The 19,172-nt window shown below is 69.7% G+C and carries 17 protein-coding genes; 16 read left to right on the top strand and 1 reads right to left on the bottom strand.

Features of this window, described 5'->3' with window-relative positions; genetic code table 11:
• Positions 1-324 precede the first annotated feature (324 nt).
• The 8 genes from EV671_RS08625 (at position 325) to EV671_RS08590 (ending at position 10,711) form a co-directional block, all read left to right on the top strand.
• The gene (locus EV671_RS08625) at positions 325-582 is read left to right on the top strand and encodes a helix-turn-helix domain-containing protein (protein ID WP_341540503.1); all 258 of its coding nucleotides are present in this window, start codon (positions 325-327) and stop codon (positions 580-582) included.
• Between the two features lie 602 nt (positions 583-1,184).
• Positions 1,185-3,086: a phosphoenolpyruvate carboxykinase (GTP) gene (locus EV671_RS08620; RefSeq protein WP_132570892.1), complete on the top strand. Its 1,902-nt coding sequence runs from the start codon at positions 1,185-1,187 to the stop codon at positions 3,084-3,086.
• 280 nt (positions 3,087-3,366) lie between these two features.
• Positions 3,367-5,898: a TonB-dependent receptor gene (locus EV671_RS08615; protein WP_165917508.1), complete on the top strand. Its 2,532-nt coding sequence runs from the start codon at positions 3,367-3,369 to the stop codon at positions 5,896-5,898.
• 101 nt (positions 5,899-5,999) lie between these two features.
• Positions 6,000-7,256: an MFS transporter gene (locus tag EV671_RS08610; RefSeq protein WP_132570890.1), complete on the top strand. Its 1,257-nt coding sequence runs from the start codon at positions 6,000-6,002 to the stop codon at positions 7,254-7,256.
• Complete coding sequence (gene treF / locus EV671_RS08605; RefSeq protein ID WP_132570889.1) at positions 7,253-8,845, top strand: alpha,alpha-trehalase TreF; 1,593 nt, start codon at positions 7,253-7,255, stop codon at positions 8,843-8,845. The genes EV671_RS08610 and treF overlap by 4 nt, the downstream gene beginning before the upstream one ends.
• Positions 8,846-8,902: 57 nt before the next feature.
• Positions 8,903-9,586, top strand: a complete 684-nt coding sequence (locus tag EV671_RS08600) for a CAAX prenyl protease-related protein (protein ID WP_132570888.1) — start codon at positions 8,903-8,905, stop codon at positions 9,584-9,586.
• A 114-nt stretch (positions 9,587-9,700) separates the two neighbouring features.
• The gene (locus EV671_RS08595) at positions 9,701-10,279 is read left to right on the top strand and encodes a DJ-1/PfpI family protein (protein WP_132570887.1); all 579 of its coding nucleotides are present in this window, start codon (positions 9,701-9,703) and stop codon (positions 10,277-10,279) included.
• Positions 10,280-10,336: 57 nt separating this feature from the next.
• Complete coding sequence (locus EV671_RS08590) at positions 10,337-10,711, top strand: ribbon-helix-helix domain-containing protein (protein ID WP_132570886.1); 375 nt, start codon at positions 10,337-10,339, stop codon at positions 10,709-10,711.
• 3 nt (positions 10,712-10,714) lie between these two features.
• Here EV671_RS08590 and EV671_RS08585 read toward each other — a convergent pair whose 3' ends face one another.
• Positions 10,715-11,491: a helix-turn-helix domain-containing protein gene (locus EV671_RS08585; protein ID WP_132570885.1), complete on the bottom strand. Its 777-nt coding sequence runs from the start codon at positions 11,489-11,491 to the stop codon at positions 10,715-10,717.
• A gap of 122 nt (positions 11,492-11,613) precedes the next feature.
• On the opposite strand from EV671_RS08585, the gene EV671_RS08580 reads away from it, so the two are divergent.
• The 8 genes from EV671_RS08580 (at position 11,614) to EV671_RS08545 (ending at position 19,063) form a co-directional block, all read left to right on the top strand.
• Positions 11,614-12,837: an amidohydrolase family protein gene (locus EV671_RS08580; protein WP_132570884.1), complete on the top strand. Its 1,224-nt coding sequence runs from the start codon at positions 11,614-11,616 to the stop codon at positions 12,835-12,837.
• A 110-nt stretch (positions 12,838-12,947) separates the two neighbouring features.
• Positions 12,948-13,412: a YiaA/YiaB family inner membrane protein gene (locus tag EV671_RS08575; RefSeq protein WP_132570905.1), complete on the top strand. Its 465-nt coding sequence runs from the start codon at positions 12,948-12,950 to the stop codon at positions 13,410-13,412.
• A gap of 22 nt (positions 13,413-13,434) precedes the next feature.
• Positions 13,435-13,860 carry a hypothetical protein gene (locus EV671_RS08570; protein ID WP_132570883.1) on the top strand — a complete coding sequence of 142 codons (426 nt, stop codon included), beginning with the start codon at positions 13,435-13,437 and terminating at the stop codon, positions 13,858-13,860.
• The gene (locus EV671_RS08565) at positions 13,857-14,639 is read left to right on the top strand and encodes a DUF2145 domain-containing protein (protein WP_132570882.1); all 783 of its coding nucleotides are present in this window, start codon (positions 13,857-13,859) and stop codon (positions 14,637-14,639) included. The genes EV671_RS08570 and EV671_RS08565 overlap by 4 nt, the downstream gene beginning before the upstream one ends.
• A gap of 11 nt (positions 14,640-14,650) precedes the next feature.
• Positions 14,651-16,630, top strand: a complete 1,980-nt coding sequence (locus EV671_RS08560) for an MFS transporter (protein ID WP_132570904.1) — start codon at positions 14,651-14,653, stop codon at positions 16,628-16,630.
• Positions 16,627-16,869: a hypothetical protein gene (locus EV671_RS08555; protein ID WP_132570881.1), complete on the top strand. Its 243-nt coding sequence runs from the start codon at positions 16,627-16,629 to the stop codon at positions 16,867-16,869. The genes EV671_RS08560 and EV671_RS08555 overlap by 4 nt, the downstream gene beginning before the upstream one ends.
• Positions 16,866-17,603, top strand: coding sequence for a prolipoprotein diacylglyceryl transferase (locus EV671_RS08550; RefSeq protein ID WP_207911118.1), 738 nt, complete (start codon positions 16,866-16,868; stop codon positions 17,601-17,603). The genes EV671_RS08555 and EV671_RS08550 overlap by 4 nt, the downstream gene beginning before the upstream one ends.
• Positions 17,600-19,063 carry a radical SAM protein gene (locus EV671_RS08545; RefSeq protein ID WP_132570879.1) on the top strand — a complete coding sequence of 488 codons (1,464 nt, stop codon included), beginning with the start codon at positions 17,600-17,602 and terminating at the stop codon, positions 19,061-19,063. The genes EV671_RS08550 and EV671_RS08545 overlap by 4 nt, the downstream gene beginning before the upstream one ends.
• The last annotated feature ends 109 nt before the right edge of the window (positions 19,064-19,172 follow it).

Here is a 19,172-nt window from a genome sequence, read left to right as displayed (position 1 = left end):
CGTCCCGCGATGACCGCGGCAGCGTTCTCACGAACGCCCCCAACGTTCCTGGGACATCAAGCCCTGGCAAGCCTCAGACAGCGACGGTCATAACAACCACCCCCTTGAGTCCCGGCTTGTCGCTGACATAGGAACCTTCCACTTTTCCCCCGCACCCTACAAGCGCGAGGGCGATCGCCGCAATAGCAGCTGCTCGCATCGATGCCTCCCTTTGGTTTCATCCGTGCAGACGCGTCGCATCGAACTAACCAACGATTTGTACGAAATCTTATTGTGACTTAAACGCGGGTGACCGAAAGGCGGGTGACGCAAACACTGCCGTAGGTGCCGACCAGAACGCAGATCCCAGCCAAAAGAGTCACGAGCGCGCGCGAAGTGTTGGCGCTCAACATGATTCGCCTGCGCGCAGAGCGGGGATGGAGTCAGGAAGCGTTGGCGTTTGAAGCAGAGCTGCACCGCACCTTCATCGCGCATGTAGAACGCCAAGTCAGGAACATCAGCCTGGACAACGTTGAGCGCATTGCAAAGGCCTTTCAAGTGCCGATCGCTGAATTGCTGACGCCTGAGTTGCTAGAGGCCTGAGACCGATGCTGGCCGCTTGTCGGCTTTTGCTGCCAAAGCCTTGACCGTCCAGCCCCGTGTCGTTCAGCCGGGGCTGAGGCTTCAGTCGTCGGCATTCAGCCTGCAACGCCCCCCGCTTCGGCCGGCAAACAGCTCTGCGGAGCCTTCTTGGCCGCGCCGGACACCGCTCACCTGCCAAATTCGCTGGGCGAGCAGCGCCAAGAGCTTGGTGGCGCTGTACCCGCCGACTTCTGAGCTGCGCCCGCCGACGCCTTGACGCAGGCGGCCCACCGGCCCGCCGACGAAGGCTTAGCCCTCCTCCGCCCTCCCCGCGCCTGCCGGACGCCACCAACAAAAAGTTCAGAGTTGAGTGAACAAAGTTCAGAGATGAATGGTTTTCGACATTTCACGCAGCCTTCGCGTAAACCCCAGCCCCACTTCGCCGCCGCCGTGAGCCCGGCGGTCGCGCCCGCATGGGCTTATTCCGGTTTTGCATGACCCCACCGATCCCGGTGGTTACGGCGTGATTACATTGGATTCGACAATCCTGCCCCCGGGCCCGTGTGCTTGGGCCAGCTCCGACCGGCTGCCCCAAACACATCACCATGATCGGAGCTTTCGCCATGAACCAACCCGCGATGCAGGGCCTGCGTCTGAACCTGCCTGCCTATGTGAAACACGCCCGGCTGATTGCCTGGGTGGCCGAGATCGCGGCGCTGACCGAGGCGGCCGAGGTCTATTGGTGCGATGGCAGCACCGACGAGTACCAGCGCCTGTGCGATCAGTTGGTCGCCGCCGGTACCTTCAAGAAACTCAACCCCGCACTGCGCCCCGGCAGCTACCTGGCCAACTCCGACCCGAGCGACGTCGCCCGCGTCGAGGACCGCACCTTCATCTGCTCCGCGCAGAAGGAAGACGCCGGCGCCACCAACAACTGGATGGCCCCTGCCGAGATGCGCGAGCTGCTGCAGACCGGCCAGGCTGACGGAACCCCGGCGCTGTTCAAGGGCTGCATGCGCGGCCGCACGCTCTACGTCGTGCCCTTCAGCATGGGCCCGCTGGGCTCGCCCATCGCCCACATCGGCGTGGAGCTGTCGGACAGCCCCTATGTGGCCGTCAACATGCGCACGATGACGCGCATGGGCCGCGCCGTCATCGAGCTGCTCGGCGCGGACGGTGATTTCGTGCCCTGCGTGCACAGCGTGGGCGCGCCGCTGGAGGCCGACCAGGCCGACGTGAGCTGGCCCTGCAACAAGACCAAGTACATCGTTCATTACCCCGAGACGCGCGAGATCTGGAGCTATGGCTCGGGCTATGGCGGCAATGCGCTGCTGGGCAAGAAGTGCTTCGCGCTGCGCATCGCGTCCACGATGGGCCGCGACCAGGGCTGGCTGGCCGAGCACATGCTGATCCTCGGCGTCGAAAGCCCGGCGGGCAAGAAGTACCACGTCGCCGCCGCCTTCCCCAGCGCCTGCGGCAAGACCAATTTCTCGATGCTGGTGCCGCCCAAGGGCTTCGAGGGCTGGAAGGTCACGACCATCGGCGACGACATCGCCTGGATCAAGCCGCATTCGGACGGCTCGCTGTACGCGATCAACCCCGAGGCGGGCTATTTCGGCGTCGCGCCCGGCACCAACCACAAGACCAACCCCAACTGCATGGCCAGCCTGGACCGCGACGTGATCTTCACGAACGTCGCGCTGACCGATGACGGCGACGTCTGGTGGGAAGGCATGGAGGCCGACTCGGCCGACAAGGCCCTGCCCGCCCATTTGATCGACTGGCAGGGCAAGGACTGGACGCCCGCGCACGCCCGGGAGACCGGCGCCAAGGCCGCGCATCCGAACGCGCGCTTCACCGTCGCCGCGACCAACAACCCGGCGCTGGACGCCAACTGGGACAACCCCGCCGGCGTGAAGATCGACGCCTTCATCTTCGGCGGCCGCCGCTCCACCACCGTGCCGCTGGTGACCGAGGCGCGCAACTGGACCGAGGGCGTCTACATGGCCGCCACGATGGGCTCCGAGACCACCGCCGCCGCCGCCGGCCAGCAGGGCGTGGTGCGCCGCGACCCGTTCGCGATGCTGCCCTTCATGGGCTACAACATGGCTGACTACTTCCAGCACTGGCTGGACCTGGGCGCCAAGCTTCAGGCCGCGGGCGCCAAGCTGCCGGCCATCTACTGCGTCAACTGGTTCCGCAAGGGCGCCGACGGCAAGTTCGTCTGGCCCGGCTATGGCGAGAACATGCGCGTGCTGAAGTGGATGCTGGACCGCATCGAAGGCAGCGGCAAGGGCGGCGAGCATGTGTTCGGCGTGACGCCCGACTACGGCGACCTGAACTGGCAGGGCCTGGACTTCGGCGCCGACCAGTTCGACACCGTGACCCGCATCGACGCCGCTGAGTGGCATGCCGAGATGAAGCTGCACGCCGACCTGTTCGCCCAGCTCGGCGCCAAGGTGCCGGCCGCGCTGCTGCAGACCAAGGCGGCTATCGAGGCCCGCCTGCTGGCCGAGATCGGCTGAGCGACCTCGACGCATCTGACGACGGGCGCCCTGGGCGCCCGTTTTTGTTGGCGCCGGCCGGTCCGCCGCCCGCCCACCACAGGATCGGCGCCAAGCCCTCCCTGAGCCCTGCCTGCGTCGTCCTGAGGGACCGCAATCGATGCCATCGATGTCATTCCGGCGCCACACTGGTGTTTACCCAAATGACATCGATAACATTTGCCATCAAAGTCCGCTCCATCGAAAGTCGACGACGGCCGCGCCGGCTTTCGGGCCCTACAACAACCACCGGAGACACCTGATGAACAGCTCCCAAGCGCCGCGCGCCGGCGCACGCGCCCTCTTCCGCCCGCAGCTGATCGCCCTGGCGGCAGCCGCCCTGTGCGGCGCCGCCTTCGCCCAGGAGGCCACCAAGCCCGCCGCCAAGCCTGGCGCGGAAGCTCCCGAAGTGAAGGAGCTCGAGGCCGTCGTCGTCACCGGCACGGCGCGCCGCGAAGGCGTGCGCAAGCTCGAAGCCGGCTTCTCGATCACGACCGCGACCGAGGAACAGATCAAGCAGGCCGCGCCCACCAGCACGGCCGACATCCTGAAGACCGTGCCCGGCGTCTTCGTCGAGAGCACCGGCGGCCAGAGCAATGCCAACATCCGCGTGCGCGGCTTCCCGACGCCGGGCGACGGCCCCTACTCCACCTTCCAGCAGAACGGCGCGCCGCTGTATGCGCTGCCGGCGCTGAGCTTCCTGGAACATTCGCAGCTCTTCCGCCTGGACGACACCATCGAGCGCATGGAAGTGCTGCGCGGCGGCCCCAGCCCCATCTTCGGCAGCGGCCAGCCCGGCGTGACGGTCAACTTCATCCAGAAGGACGGCCGCAACCCCGAGGGCAGCCTGCGCGTGACCACCGGCACCGGCGACCTCAAGCGCGTGGACGGCGTCTACGCCGGCCCGCTCTCCGACAAGTGGACCGTCATGGTCGGCGGCTTCTGGCGCCAGAGCCAGGGCCTGCGCGACACCCAGTTCCCGGCCGACGACGGCGGCCAGCTCAGCCTGGTGCTGAATCGCAAGCTCGACGACGGCAACCTGCAGCTCTACGCCCGCGCGCTGAACGACCGCAACGCCTTCTACACGGCCATCCCGGTCGTCGGCAGCGCGGACGGCAAGAGCGTGTCCAGCTACCCCGGCTTCGATGCCAGCACCGCCTATTTCTACGGCAACGAGCTGCGCAACATCGTGCTGGAGACGGGCCGCGCCACCGGCCGCACCCTGCCCAACGGCAAGCCCGAGATCCTGCGCAGCACCGTCACCAAGGACCTGGCCGAGGGCCGCGGCGCCACCGTGCAGACCTTCGGCGCCAACCTCGACACCAGGCTCGGCGACTGGACACTGACCAACAAGCTCGGCCACACCGGCGGCGACGTGCCGACCTATGCGCTGTTCTCCGGCGCCAACCCGCAGACGCTGGGCAGCTACATCGCCTCGCAGGTCACGGCGGCCAACGGCGATGCCGGCGTCGTCGCGGCGGCCGGCAGGGCGGCCACCGGCGGCACGGCCACCTTCACGAACGGCGGCGGCGCCATCACCAATATGGCCATGCCGGTCATCGTCAACGGCATGTGGGCGGTGGACAAGACGCTGCGCTCGACCACCAACGAGACCCGCCTGTCCAAGGAGATCGCCCCGGGCAACAACCTGACCGTGGGCCTGTACCTGGCCGGCTACAGCTCGCACGACGTCTGGACCCTCGGCCAGGCCCAGCTGATGACGGTGCAGCCCCATGCCCGCCTGATCGACGTGGCGCTGGACAACGGCGTCAAGGCCTCGCGCAACGGCTATGTCACGCCGCCCTTCTCCTTCGACCTGGACGCCAGCTACAGCGGCGACACGCGCGCCTTCTTCATCGCCGACGAATGGCAGCTGACCAAGGCGCTGCGCGTGGACCTGGGCGCGCGCCGCGAGACCCAGCACATCACCGGCAGCATCGCGAACGTCAGCAACGGCGACCTGGACAACGACCCGACCACCCTCTACAACAACAACCTCGCCTACTTCAACGGCAGCAACACGCTGATCGACAGCAAGCTCAGCCGCAACTCCTTCACCGGCGGCGCCAACTACGCCTTCAGCCGCGAACTCAGCGCCTTCGTGCGCGTGAACAAGGGCCATCGCATGCCCGACTTCGACGTGCTGCGCGGCCGCAGCGCCAACGAGGCCAAGGCTCCGGTCGAGGACATCAGCCAGTACGAGATCGGCCTGAAGACCGCCACCAAGCTCTACAGCGCCTTCCTGACCGCGTATGCGAACAAGCTGACCAACTCGCAGACCCAGCAGTTCACCAACGCCGGCAACGTCGTGCTGCGGCCGAACAGCAAGGCCACCGGCCTGGAGTTCGAGCTGGCGCTGCGCCCCGGCATGGGCTTCGAGATCGCGGCGACCGGCAACTTCCAGGACGCCAAGTACGAGGACTTCCAGCAGTACAGCGGCAACCGCGTCGAGCGCGCCCCGAAGTTCCAGGCCCGCCTCACGCCGAGCTGGCAGACGCAGACGGCCTATGGCCAGCTGCGCACCTTCGCCACCTTCAGCCACGTCGGCGAGCGCTTCGCGGACCAGACCAACACGCTGAAGCTGCCGGCCTACCAGACCATCGACGCGGGCGCCGTGTTCACGATGGACAGCGGCCTGGAGATCCGCCTGACCGGCACCAACCTGAGCAACAAGGTCGGGCTGACGGAAGGCAACTTCCGCGTGCCGGGGCAGGCGGTCGGGCAGGATGGGGTGTTCCTGGCGCGGCCCTTGTTCGGCCGGGCGTATGAGCTGAGCGTCGGGTTCCAGTTCTGAACGACCGGCCCGCTTGTTCGGAGCGCTGTCTCGATGCAAAAGGCCCAGCCGGGGTTTCGCCCTGGCTGGGCCATAGCCACCAACCAGAAGCCGCAAAAGCCATGACACAGCCATCCAGCTCGCTTCATGCAGCGCCCGCCGCCACCGGCACGCTGCGCATCAAGCTCGCCATCGTCCTCACCTACATGCTGTTCGGCGCGCTGCTGAACAGCGTCGGCGCGGTCAACCTGCTCGTCGTGCAGACGCTGGGCGTTGCAAGGCAGGACGCCGCCCTGCTCGACGCCTGGAAGGACCTGCCCATCGCGCTCACGTCCTTCCTCGTCGCCTCGCTGCTGCCACGGCTGGGGCTGAAGCGATCGATGCTGCTGGCCCTTGCCGCCGTCGGCGCGGCCTGCCTGGCCATGCCGGTGCTGTCGGCCTTCTGGGCCATCAAGCTGCTGTTCGCCACGCTCGGCGCCGGCTTCGCCCTCGTCAAGGTCTCGGCCTATTCCATGATCGGCCTCGTCACGCGGGACCGCGCCGGCCACGCCCGCTTCACCAACCTGCTCGAAGGCCTCTTCATGGTCGGCGTGTTGAGCGGCTACCTGCTGTTCAGCCAGGCCGCCCACGCCGAGGGCCGGCACTGGTTCGACGTCTACCCGCTGCTCGCTGCCCTCTCCGGCGCGGCCTTCGTGCTGCTGCTGCTGAGCCCGCTCGACGAAGGCCCGATCCGCTCGCCCGGCACCACGGTCGCCCAGGACCTCCTCGCGATGGCGCCGCTGCTCAGGCTCGCCCTCGTCGTCGTCTTCCTGCTGTCGGCCTTCCTCTACGTGCTGGTCGAGCAGGGCATCTCGACCTGGCTGCCCAGCTTCAACAAGGAGGTGCTGCACCTGCCCACCGCGATGAGCGTGGGCCTGGCCGTCATCATGCCGGCCAGCACGGCGCTGGGGCGGCTGACGAGCGCCGCCGTCATCGGGCGCCTGGGCTGGTTCGCCGTCGTCATCGCCTGCCTGGCCGGCATCGCCGCCCTCATCCTCGTCGCCCTGCCGCTGGCCGGCCATGCCCAGGCCCTGGGCAGCGACGCCGGCTGGCTCAACGCACCCGCCACGGCCTATCTGCTGCCCGCCACCGGCCTGCTGCTGGCGCCCATCTACCCGGCCATCAACTCGGCCATGCTGAGCGCGCTCCCGCAGCGCCAGCACGCGGCCATGACCGGCCTCATCGTCGTCTTCTCCGCCCTCGGCGGCACGCTGGGCAGCTTCATCACCGGCCGCCTCTTCGTCGCCTTCGACGGCACCACCGCCTTCGCCCTGCTGCTGGTGCCCGTCGCGGTACTGGCCGTCTCGCTCACCCGGCTGCGCCGCCAACTCGCCCCATGACCTCCTCCCGCCAGCGCCCCGGCGACCCGCTCGCCGCCGCGCCCATCCACGCCGTCGCCCCGGCCACCTCCCGCAGCACGGCCACCCCTCACGATCTCTACGGCGAGCTCTTCGTCGACGTGCAGATGCAGCGCGTGTTCGGCGACGGCAAGAGCTTCGTCGATGCCCGCCCCAAGGCCCCGCCGGCCCTGATCCGCGCGCGCTTCGAGGCCGAGCGCCGCCTGCCCGGCTTCTCGCTGCCCGGCTTCGTGCATGCCCACTTCGCGCTGCCCGGCCACGCCGCGGCCAGCGGCCCGCGCCTGGGCATCCGCGAGCACATCCAGGCGCTGTGGCCGCTGCTGGTGCGCGAGCACCGCGACGCGCAGGAGGGCGACAGCCTGCTGCCGCTGCCGCGGCCCTATGTCGTGCCGGGCGGGCGCTTCCGCGAGCTCTACTACTGGGACAGCTATTTCACGATGCTGGGCCTGGCGGCCGACGGCCGGCGCGAGCTGGCCGAGGACATGCTCGCCAACTTCGCCGAGCTGATCCACCGCCACGGCTTCATCCCCAACAGCAGCCGCAGCTACATGCTGAGCCGCTCCCAGCCGCCCTTCTTCTTCAAGATGGTCGAGCTGCTGCACGAGGGCGACCCGGCCACGGGCTTCGCCGCCCACCTGCAGGCACTCAGGGCCGAACATGCGTTCTGGATGGACGGCGAGGCCGGCCTCGCCCCCGGCCAGGCCCACCGCCGCGTGCTGCGCCTGGCCGACGGCGCGCTGGCGAACCGCTACTGGGACGACCGCTGCACGCCGCGCGAGGAGAGCTGGCGCGAGGACGTCGGGACGGCCGAGAAGGCCGGCGGCCGGCCGCGCGAGCAGGTCTGGCGCGACCTGCGCGCCGGCGCCGAGAGCGGCTGGGACTTCTCCGGCCGCTGGTGCGCGGACCCGGCCGACATCGCCAGCATCGAAACCACAGCCATTGCGCCGGTGGACCTCAACGCGCTGCTCGCCGGCCTGGAGGACGCCATCGCGCTGGGCGCCGCGCGCAGCGGCGACGCGGCCACGGCAGGCGCCTTCGAGGCCCGCGCCGCCCTGCGCCGCCAGCTGCTGCAGACGCGCTTCTGGCTGGCCCAGGACGGGAATGGAAGCGGCCATTTCACCGACCTGCACCGGACCGATGCCCAGGCCCGGCGCCCGCTGACAGCCGCAGCCCTCGTGCCCCTGTACCTCGGCATCGCCACCCAGGCCCAGGCCGACGCGATGGCCGCCCAGGTGCAGGCCCGGCTGCTCGGCGCCAACGGCCTGCTGTCCACGACGCTGAACACCGGCCAGCAATGGGACGCCCCCAATGGCTGGGCGCCGCTGCAATGGATGGCGGCCCAGGGACTGGTCCGTTATGGTCACGCGGCGCTGGCGCGCGACATCGCCGAGCGCTGGTGCGCCAGCGTGCACCGCGTCTACCTCGCCACCGGCCGGCTGCTCGAGAAATACGACGTGGCCCAGGACCGCCCCGGCGGCGGCGGCGAGTACGAGACCCAGGACGGCTTCGGCTGGACCAATGGCGTCTTCGTCGCCTTCAAGGATGGACTGCTGAAGGCGCCGGCCCCCTGAGGCTCGGGGTTCGCTCCAGACCGGGCCGTCATCCCGCCGGGCTAAGCTGCGCCCGCCATGCCCGCCACCCCACCCGCATTCAGCCCCGCCGCCGTCGCGCGCTGCCTGCCCTTCGTCGCCTTCATGGCCCTGCTGGCGCTGCGGGGCTATCTGCCGGCCAGCCTCGGCCTGGATGCACGCTGGATCTACGGCCTGCAGACCCTCGTCGTCGCCGGCCTGCTGGCCTGGTTCTGGCGCGGCTACGGCGAGCTGGCGCGCCAGAACCTGCCCGAGGCCCGCGAAACCGGCCGGGCCGTCGTCGTCGGCATCGCCGTCTTCGCCCTGTGGGTGCGGCTGGACGCACCGTGGATGCAGCTCGGCGAGGCGACGGCCAGCTTCGTGCCGCTGGACGCGAACGGCCAGCCCATCTGGCCGCTGATCGCGCTGCGCCTAGCCGGCGCGGCCCTGGTCGTGCCCGTCATGGAGGAGCTGTTCTGGCGCAGCTTCCTGATGCGCTGGGTGCAGCACCCGGGCTTCGAGCGCGTGGACCCGCAGACCGTCGGCATCAAGGCCGTCACGCTGTCGACCTTCGTCTTCACGCTGGCCCACACCCTGTGGCTGGCCGCCGTCATCGCCGGCCTGGCCTATGCCTGGCTCTACCGCAGCAGCGGCAAGCTGTGGACGGCCGTCATCGCCCACGCCGTGACCAATGCGCTGCTGGGCGTGTGGGTCATCTGGACCGGCCGCTGGGAGTTCTGGTGAGGCCGGGGTCACAGCGGGCTGCTACCCGCGCCTTGCGCGGCGTCTGAACAATGGGCGCACGGCACCGCACTCCGGTCGGAGCGGGCCGTGGCAAGACACCCCAAGGAGACGACGATGGCACGCAAGATCCTGATGCTCTGCGGCGACTACGCGGAAGACTACGAAACCATGGTGCCCTTCCAGGCGCTGCAGGCCGTGGGCCACACGGTGCACGCCGTGGCGCCGGACAAGAAGGCCGGCGACTGGGTGCACACCGCGGTCCACGACTTCGAGGGCGCGCAGACCTACAGCGAGAAGCCCGGCCATCGCTTCACGCTGAACGCCAGCTTTGCCGACGTGCGGCCCGAGGCCTATGACGCGCTGCTGATCCCCGGCGGCCGGGCGCCGGAATACCTGCGCATGAACGGCCAGGTCGTCGCCATCGTCAAGCACTTCCTGTCGGCCGACAAGCCCGTGGCGGCCATCTGCCACGGCGCCCAGCTGCTGGCGGCGACCGGCCTGCTGCGCGGTCGCAAGCTGTCCGCCTACCCGGCCTGCCAGGTCGAGGTCGAACTGGCCGGTGCCGAGTACGTCGGCATCCCGGTCGACCAGGCCGTGACCGACCGCAACCTCGTCAGCGCACCGGCCTGGCCCGCGCATCCGGCCTGGATCGCCCAGTTCCTCCAGGTGCTGGGCACGCGCATCGAGCACTGACCAGCGCCGCGGCGCTAGAGTCGGCCGTCGCCGCCCGCGGCACGAAGGAGACGAGGCATGTGCGAGGTGTTCATCAGCGCCGACCCGCAGAGCTACGAGAGCCGCACGCGCTCGGTACGGCTGCACGGCGTCGTCACCAGCATCCGGCTGGAGAACCTGTTCTGGCAGGTGCTCGAGGAGATCGCCGGCCGCGACGGCATGGGCGTGGTGCAGCTGATCGAGAAGCTCTACGACGAGCTGGTGGTCGCGCGCGGCGAGGTCGGCAACTTCGCGTCCTTCCTGCGGGTCAGCGCGCTGCGCTACGAGGCCCTGATCGCGCAGGGGCGGATCCCGGTCGACACCGAGGTGCCGATCCGCTCGCTCGACTCGCCGACCGTGCTGCGCGACCTGCAGGCGGGTTGGGGCCGCCCTCCGCGCCGCATGGCGAACTGAGCCTCAGCGGGGCCGGCCGTTGGGCGTGCGAGCGAGGCCCAGGCCGGGCCGTTCCAGGTCCCTGAAGGCCTCGAACACCCAGGACCTCAGCCCGATGACGACGCTGTAGGGCCGCTTCTCGGCCGACGGCAGCTTCTGGTCCAGCAGATGCTGGCGCGCGAAGTCGTCGGCCGCGCGCTGCAGCCGCTCGGCCAGCTCGCGTGCATGGCCGGCGCCGAACTCGCCGTGCACCAGGGTCAGCAGCTCGCCCTCGCCGTCGAAGCCGCCGGCGAAGAAGTCGGCCATCACACGCTCGCGGAAGTACTGCATCACCGGCCCCTGCGGGCGCCAGCGCAACGTCTTGGCGACCTTGAGCTTGTAGCGGTTGTGCGGCCGCAGCTCGATGACACCGAGCCGGTCCAGCTGGGCCAGCGCCGCGATCGCATCCGCCTCGGCCAGCCGATAGCGCGCCAGCACGTCCTCCAGCGCCCAATGGCTCAGGCAGCAGATCGCGATCAGTAGCAGCTTGGGGTCGGCAACGACGGCGCGCTCCTGCTCCAGGCTCAGCTCGCGCAGCTCCGGCGCCTGCGCGGCCAGGCGGCCGGCCAGCTCGGCGAAGTCCAGCTTCAGCGCGCGGCAGATCTCGTCCACGCGCGACAGCGGCATCTCGCCGCCCGGCGCCAGCATGCGCTTGACGCTGGACTCGGACAGCTCCAGCGCCTGGGCCAGCTCGGCATAGCTCAGGCCCTGGCTCTTCAGCTCGGCCTTCATCAGGGCCACGAGGGATTGCGTGCTCGACATGGGCATGAACGGTAGCGCATGGCGGCACCGAGAGGCCCGGCCTGCGCGCCGCCCCGACAAAAACGGCCGTGCGCGCAACCCGCGGACCGAAGCTCGCGGCCCCACCACTCTCGCCTCTCGACATGCTCACCCGACGCCACCTGCTGTGCTGCGGCGCAGCCGCCGGCCTGTTCACGTCCCTGGCCGGCCCGGCCCGCGCCGGCTTGCTCAACCAATGCCGCGGCAGCCTCCCCGACGCGCTGCGGCCGTTGGTCGAGCGTGCCTTCGATGGCATCGACCCGCCCCAGCTCTGGGACGTGCACACCCATCTGCTGGGCACCGGCGACTCCGGTTCGGGATGCTCTGTCAACGCACAGTTGAGCCAGTGGTGGCACCCGGTCGAGATGCTGCGCAAGCGCCTCATCCTGAATGCAGCCTGCGTGCCGTCCGATGCGCCCAGCGTGGACCGCGCCTATGTCGAGCGCCTGCACGCGCTGGCCGAAGATTTCCCCGCGGGCGCGCGCTGGATGCTGTTCGCCTTCGACCAGGCCTGCAGCGAAGCCGGCCAGCCCGACGCGGCGCGCACGACCTTCCATGTGCCCGACGCCTATGCGGCCCGGACCGCCGCTGCCCACCCACGGCGCTTCGCCTGGGTCGCCTCCATCCACCCCTACCGGCCGGATGCGCTGGCTCGGCTGGAAGCGGCCATTTCAGGCGGCGCCGTCGCACTGAAATGGCTGCCGTCCAGCATGAACATCGACCTACGCGACACGCGGCTGCGGCCCTTCTACGAGCGGCTGGCCGCCACGCGCCTGCCCGTCATCGTGCATTGCGGCGAGGAGCGTGCAGTTCCCGGTGCCGGCCGGCAGGAGCTGGGCAACCCGCTGCTGGTGCGGGCCGCGCTGGAGCAGGGTGTCCGCATCGTCGTTGCACACTGCGCGTCGCTGGGCACGGCGCTGGACCTGGACCGCGGGCGCCCGCGCCCGGCCAGCTCCTTCTCGCTGTTCGCCCGGCTGATGGACGAGGACTGGGGCGGCCGGCTGCTGGGCGATGTCTCCGTCGTGCTGCAGGCCAACCGCGGGCCCGATGTCGCCCGCATGCTGCTGGCACGCGAGGACTGGCACCCGCGCCTGCTGCATGGCTCGGACTACCCGCTGCCCGGCATCCCGGCCGCGATCCGCCTGCCCGCCCTGGTCGGCGCGGGCCTGCTGGAGGCCACCGATGCGCCCGCGCTGGAACGGCTGCGCGAGCACAACCCGCTGCTCTTCGACCTGGCCCTCAAGCGCCTCGCGCGCTGGCGCGGTGCCGCCTTCACCGCGCCCGTTTTCGCGACCCGCCCCCACTTCGAACGCCCATCGGGCGCATGAAACGCTACCTCGCGGCGCTCGCCGTGCGCCTCGGCACTATTCCCGAGCCGGCCTTCGCAGGCATCACGCAAGATCGCGCCCATCGCAACAGCCGGTCACACGACGACAACATGGCCAACGCTCCCGTCATCCGTCGCGACACCGGCGCCTGGCGCCTCCAGGTCTGGGTGTCCTTCGCCATCAGCGTGATGCTGTGCGGCTCGGGCCTGGCCTGGCTGCCCGGCGCCGACCTGGACCGCGCCTTCATGGTGATGGGCTATGTGTTCTGCCTGTCCACCGCCTTCGCGCTGGCCAAGTTCATCCGCGACAACCAGGACCGCCAGGTAGACACGCCGATGTGGCGCCTCGTCGTCTGGAGCGGCTTCGCACTGGCCATGGGCCTGACGGGCTGGGGCCTGTGGCGCATGGAGATACAGCCGGTCTGGAAGGCCTACCTCGGCGTCTGCTGGCTCTACCTGATCTCCAACGTCTTCACGCTGGCCAAGATGCTGCGCGACGCCCACGAGGCCGACCTGTTCGAGGCCCGCCTGCAGGGCCGCCGCGAGGCGATGGCCGCCAGCGCCGAAGCCCAGTGACCCACCCCCGGGAGCCCTCGACATGAAGCCCTTGTTCGCCGCCCTCACCCTGTCCCTGGCCCTGTCCTGCGCGCAGGCCCAGTCAGAGCTCAGCGCGATCTCGGTCGCGCCGGTCGCCCTGTCCGTCATGGCCGTCAGCGCCACCGGCGCGGCCCTCAGCGTCGCGCCGTCGGCCATCCTGGCCGCGGGCGTCACGCTGACCGTCGTCAGCGTCGAGGTGGTCGGCGGCGCGACCGTCTGGGTGCTGGAGCGGGCCTCCGACGGCGTGCGCATCAGCCTGCGCACTTCGGGCCAGCTGGCCAGGGGCGTCGTCGTGTCGACCGGCGCCGCGGTGACCGTCTCGGTCATCGGCGCGGGCACCGTGCTGTCGGTGGCGGGCGAGGTCATCGCCTTCATCCCCAACGAGATCGGCAAGGCCCTGCTCTACAACGAGCAGGTCAGCCGGTGAAACGCATCGCTGCCCTGCTGCTGCTCGCCGCAGCGGCCGCAGCCCAGGCCGGCCGGCCCTGCGAGGAGAAGCCGCAGACGGTTCGCCAGGTCGAGCAGGGCCTGGCCCTCGCCCAGGCCACGGCCCGCCAGCTCGACGCCAGTGGCGCCCAGGTCGTGCTGCTGGCCCGCGCCGGCCAGGATCTCTCCAAGTACGGCCTGCAGTGGTCCCACCTGGGCTTCGTCTACAAAGACACGACGCAACAGCCCGCCGTCTGGCGCGTGATGCACAAGCTCAACCACTGCGGCACCGACCACGCGGCCCTGTACCGCCAGGGCCTGGGCGAGTTCTTCATGGACAAGCCCTACCGCTATGACGCCGCCTATGTCGCGCTCAAGCCCGAATTGCAGCAGGCCCTGCTGCCGGTGCTGACCGACAACGCCCGCGTGGCGCGCTTCAACGAGCGCCGCTACAGCATGGTGGCCTACCCCTTCGCTACGACCTATCAGCAGAGCAACCAGTGGGTGCTGGAGACGCTGGCCGGCGCGGCCGCGCCGGGCCTGGCCACCCGCCGCGACGCCCAGGCCTGGCTGCGCGCCCAGGGCTACCAGCCCACCGACCTGCACCTGTCCACGCTGACCCGCCTCGGCGGGCGCATGACCCAGGCCAACATCGCCTTCGACGATCATCCGAGCGCGCGCCGCTTCACCAGCCACATCGACACGGTCACCGTGGACTCGATGTTTGCCTGGCTGCCGCGCGCGAACCTGTCCGAACCACCGCAACCGGTCAAGCCATGAGCAACGACTCCATGACGCCAAAGGGCCCAGCGCCGGGCCGCCCCCAAGCGGGCCCGCATCCCCTCGGGGGATCGGCCGACGATTTCGTCGGTCGAGGGGTGCCATCTCACCCGAACCAGTTCGCCCTGCTCGGCCAGCGCCGCTTCGCGCCCTTCTTCTGGACGCAGTTCCTCGGCGCCGCGAACGACAACGTCTTCAAGTTCGCGTTCACGCTGATGATCACCTACCAGCTGCAGCTGGCATGGCTGCCGCCCAAGATGGCGGGCCTGGTCATCGGCGCGCTGTTCATCCTGCCCTATGTGCTGTTCTCGGCCACCAGCGGCCAGCTCGCCGACAAGCACGACAAGGCGCGGCTGATGCAGCTCGTGAAGAGCCTGGAGATCGCCATCATGGCCATCGCCGGCTGGGGCTTCTATGCCACCCATGTGCCGGCCCTGCTGCTGTGCGTCTTCCTGATGGGCCTGCACTCGACGCTGTTCGGCCCGGTCAAGTACGCCTACCTGCCGCAGCAGCTGAACGAGCGCGAGTTGACCGGCGGCAACGGCATGGTGGAGATGGGCACCTTCGTCGCCATCCTGCTCGGTCAGCTGCTCGGCGGCGTGCTGGTGGACCAGGCCGTCGTCGGGCCGCAGCATGTCGCCTGGGCCTGCATGGGGCTCGCCATCGCCGGCCGCGCCACGGCCCAGGCCATCCCGGCCAGCCCGTCCACCGACGCCGGCCTCGTCATCAACTGGAACCCCGTCTCCGAGACCTGGCGCAACCTGAAGCTCGCGCACGAGGGCGTGGCCGTGTTCCGCTCGCTGCTGGGCATCTCGTGGATGTGGTTCTTCGGCGCCGTCTTCCTCGCCAACTTCCCGGCCTTTGCCAAGGAGGTGCTGCACGGCGGCCCGCAGGTCGCGTCGCTGCTGCTGGCGGTGTTCTCCATCGGCATCGGCATCGGCTCGCTGCTGTGCGAGGTCATGTCCAAGCGCCATGTCGAGATCGGCCTCGTGCCGCTGGGCGCCATCGGCATGAGCGTGTTCGCCATCGACCTCTACTTCGCCTCCACCGGCCTGCCCGCGAGCGAGCCCTACAGCGTGGGCGGCTTCCTGGTCTTGCCGGCGCACTGGCGCGTGCTGGCGGACTTGGGCGCGTTGGCCCTGTTCGCCGGCCTGTACAGCGTGCCGATGTATGCGCTGATCCAGCTGCGCGCCCAGCCCACGCACCGCGCCCGCATCATCGCGGCCAACAACATCCTGAACGCGGTCTTCATGATCGCCAGCTCCGTCATCGCCGGCGCGATGCTGGGCGCGGGCCTGTCCATCCCGCAGGTCTTCCTGGCCGTCGGCATCGCCAATGCGGTCGTCGCGGCCTACATCTTCCTGATCGTGCCCGAGTACCTGCTGCGCTTCGTCGCCTTCGTGCTGACGCGCCTGGTCTATCGCTTCCGCATCGTGCACGACGAGCGCCTGCCCACCGCCGGAGCGGCCGTGCTGGTCTGCAACCACGTCAGCTTCGTCGACGCCGTGCTGCTGATGGCCGCCAGCCCCCGCCCCATCCGCTTCCTGATGGACCACCAGATCTTCAGGACGCCAGTGCTGGGCTGGATGTTCAGGCTCGCCAAGGCCATCCCGATCGCGCCACAGAAGACCGACCCGGCCACCTACGAGGCCGCGTTCGCCGCGGCCCGCGCAGTGCTGGAGGACGGCGAGATGGTCTGCATCTTCCCCGAGGGCGGCATCACGCGCGACGGCGCGCTGCAGCCCTTCAAGGGCGGCGTCATGAAGCTCGTCGAGGGCCTGCCCGACGTGCCCGTCATCCCGATGGCCCTGGGCAATCTGTGGGGCAGCTATTTCTCGCGCGTCGAAGGCGGCCGAGCGATGGTCAAGCCAGTGCGGCGCGGGTTCTGGAGCCGGGTGAGCCTGAGCGTGGGCACGCCCGCACCTGCCGCCAGCGTGTCGCCAGAAGGCCTTCAAACGAGTGTTCTCGGCTTGCTGGAGGCCGCGGCATGAGCCAATTCGAACGCTTCTTCACGATTGCCCTGCTTGCGGTCGCCACGCTGGGCTTCGGCGCGATGGGCTTGTGCGGAACCGTGTTCACCGTGAGCGCCGTGCCGGACATCTTCCGCCAAGGCCCCAACAGCTACGGTACGGTTGTCCTTATCTTTTCGGTCCCCTGCCTGATTGGCGGCGGGGTGCTGACATGGTGGGCCGGACGCAGGCTGTGGCGGCTGTTCAAGCCTCAGCCGTGATCGCCGACGCCACTACCGGCGCCTGGGTGCACAGCGCCTTCACCTGGGCCGGCATGGCTCTGGGCGCGGCGATGTGGCGGGCAACGCAGCGCCGCCTGGGCGGGGACGGCGTGCTGGCGCCCGGCAACTTCGCGGTCCTCGTCGGTCTGCTGCTTGGCGCCGCCATCGGCAACAAGCTCGTCTTCCTGATCGAGCGCCCCGACGTCGCGTTGGCCGCCTGGCGAGGCCAGGCGCTGTGGCCCGGCCAGAGCATCGTCGGCGGCCTGCTCGGCGGCCTCGTCGGCGTCGAGATCGCGAAGCAGCTCACCGGCCAGACCCGCAGCACCGGAGACGCGATGGTGTGGCCCATCGCCGTAGGCCTCGCCATCGGCCGCATCGGCTGCTTCCTCGCCGGCCTGCATGACGACACCTATGGCCTGCCGACCGACCTGCCCTGGGGCGTGGACTTCGGTGACGGCACGCCGCGCCATCCGACCCAGCTCTACGAGATCGCCGTCGTGCTGCCGCTGGGCTGGGCGCTGTACCGCGCACGCTTCGCAACACCGGGCCTGGCCTTCAAGCTCTTCCTGAGCTCTTATCTGCTGTGGCGTTTCGCGGTCGAGTTCCTGAAGCCCGTCCCCGTCGCGTTTCCGCTGGGCCTGTCGGGCATCCAGTGGACCTGCCTCGTCGCTCTGGCCGCCTACCTGCCCGTCGTCGTGCGTGGCGCACGGCAAGCACCTCCCGTTCCCGCATGAACCGCAAGACCCGCCCCTATCTGTTCTACGACACCACGCAGTCCGTCTGCACGACCTGCCTGCACCCCTGCGAGGCCAAGATCCTCATCAAGGACGAGCGGGTCTACATGGACAAATGGTGCCCGGCCCACGGCACCGAGCGCGTGCTGGTCAGCGACGACGCCGACTACTACCGCCTGTGCCGCGAGGTCTATGTGAAGCCGCCCGAGATGCCGCAGCGCTTCGCGACGCCGATGACCTACGGCTGCCCCTACGACTGCGGCCTCTGCCCCGACCACATGCAGCACAGCTGCCTGTCCATCGTCGAGATCAGCGACCACTGCAATCTGCGCTGCCCGACCTGCTATGCCGCCTCCGGGCCGGAGCGGCTCTCGCACCGCTCGCTCGAAGAAGTCGTCGCGATGCTGGACGCCATCGTCGCGAGCGAGGGCGAGGCCGACGTGGTGCAGATCTCCGGCGGCGAGCCGACGCTGCACCCCGAGTTCTTCGCCATCCTCGACGCCGCCCGCGCCCGACCCATCAAGCATCTGATGGTCAACACCAACGGGCTGCGCATCGCCCAGGACGCCGCCTTCGCCGAGCGCCTGGCCAGCTATGCGCCGGGGCTGGAGGTCTATCTGCAGTTCGACTCGCTCAAACGCGAGGCGCTGATGGACCTGCGCGGCGCCGACCTGCGCGGCCCGCACGAAGCAGCACTGGCCCGGCTGGACGCGCTGGGCCTGTCGACGACGCTGGTCATGACCGTCAAGCGCGGCGTCAACGACGACGAGATCGGCGACGTGATCCGCCATGGCCAGCGCTATTCCTGCGTGCGCGGCGTGACGCTGCAGCCCATCCAGAACGCCGGCCGCGTCGAGGCCTACGACCCGGCGAAGCACCGCCTGACCGTCAGCGAACTGCGCCGCCGCATCGCCGAGCAGAGCGGCGTGTTCACGCCGGCCGACGTGCTGCCCGTGCCCTGCAACCCCGACACGCTGGCGATGGCCTATGCCCTTCGCAATCCTGGCGGCCCCGAAGGCCTGGTGCCGCTGACCCGCTATCTCGACGCCGCCACGCTGCTGGCCGGCGAGCGCAGCACCATCGTCTTCGAGGGCGACCCGGCGCTGAAGGCCCAGGTCTTCAAGCTGTTCTCCACCAACCACTCGCCCGAGAGCCAGTCCAGCTGCCTGTCGGAGCTGCTGTGCTGCCTGCCCAGGATCGAGGCGCCGCGCCTGAGCTATCGCGACGTCTTCCGCGTGCTCATCGTGCAGTTCATGGATGCCCAGTCCCTGGACATCCGCGCGCTGAAGAAGAGCTGCATCCACATCGCCCGACCCGACGGCCGCCTCATCCCCTTCGAGGCCTACAACCTCTTCCACCGCGACGAGCGCGCCCTGCAGCTCGGCCGCATCCAGCGCGGGCTGGACCAGGCCCGCCGCCGGCGCGAGATCCCGATCGCCAGCGCCGCGCCGGCCCGCTGAGGCCGCTGCCTTGGTGGCGAGCCGCGCAGGAGTTCACGGAAATCCGCCGGACCGGCGGGCCGCGTGGCCCGCCCTTGACGCAGCCCAAACGGAAAAGTCGCGGCCCTGC

The sequence above is a fragment of the Roseateles saccharophilus genome (assembly GCF_004342485.1).
GTDB lineage: Bacteria > Pseudomonadota > Gammaproteobacteria > Burkholderiales > Burkholderiaceae_C > Pelomonas > Pelomonas saccharophila.
This window is presented reverse-complemented; position numbering and strand designations above follow the sequence as displayed.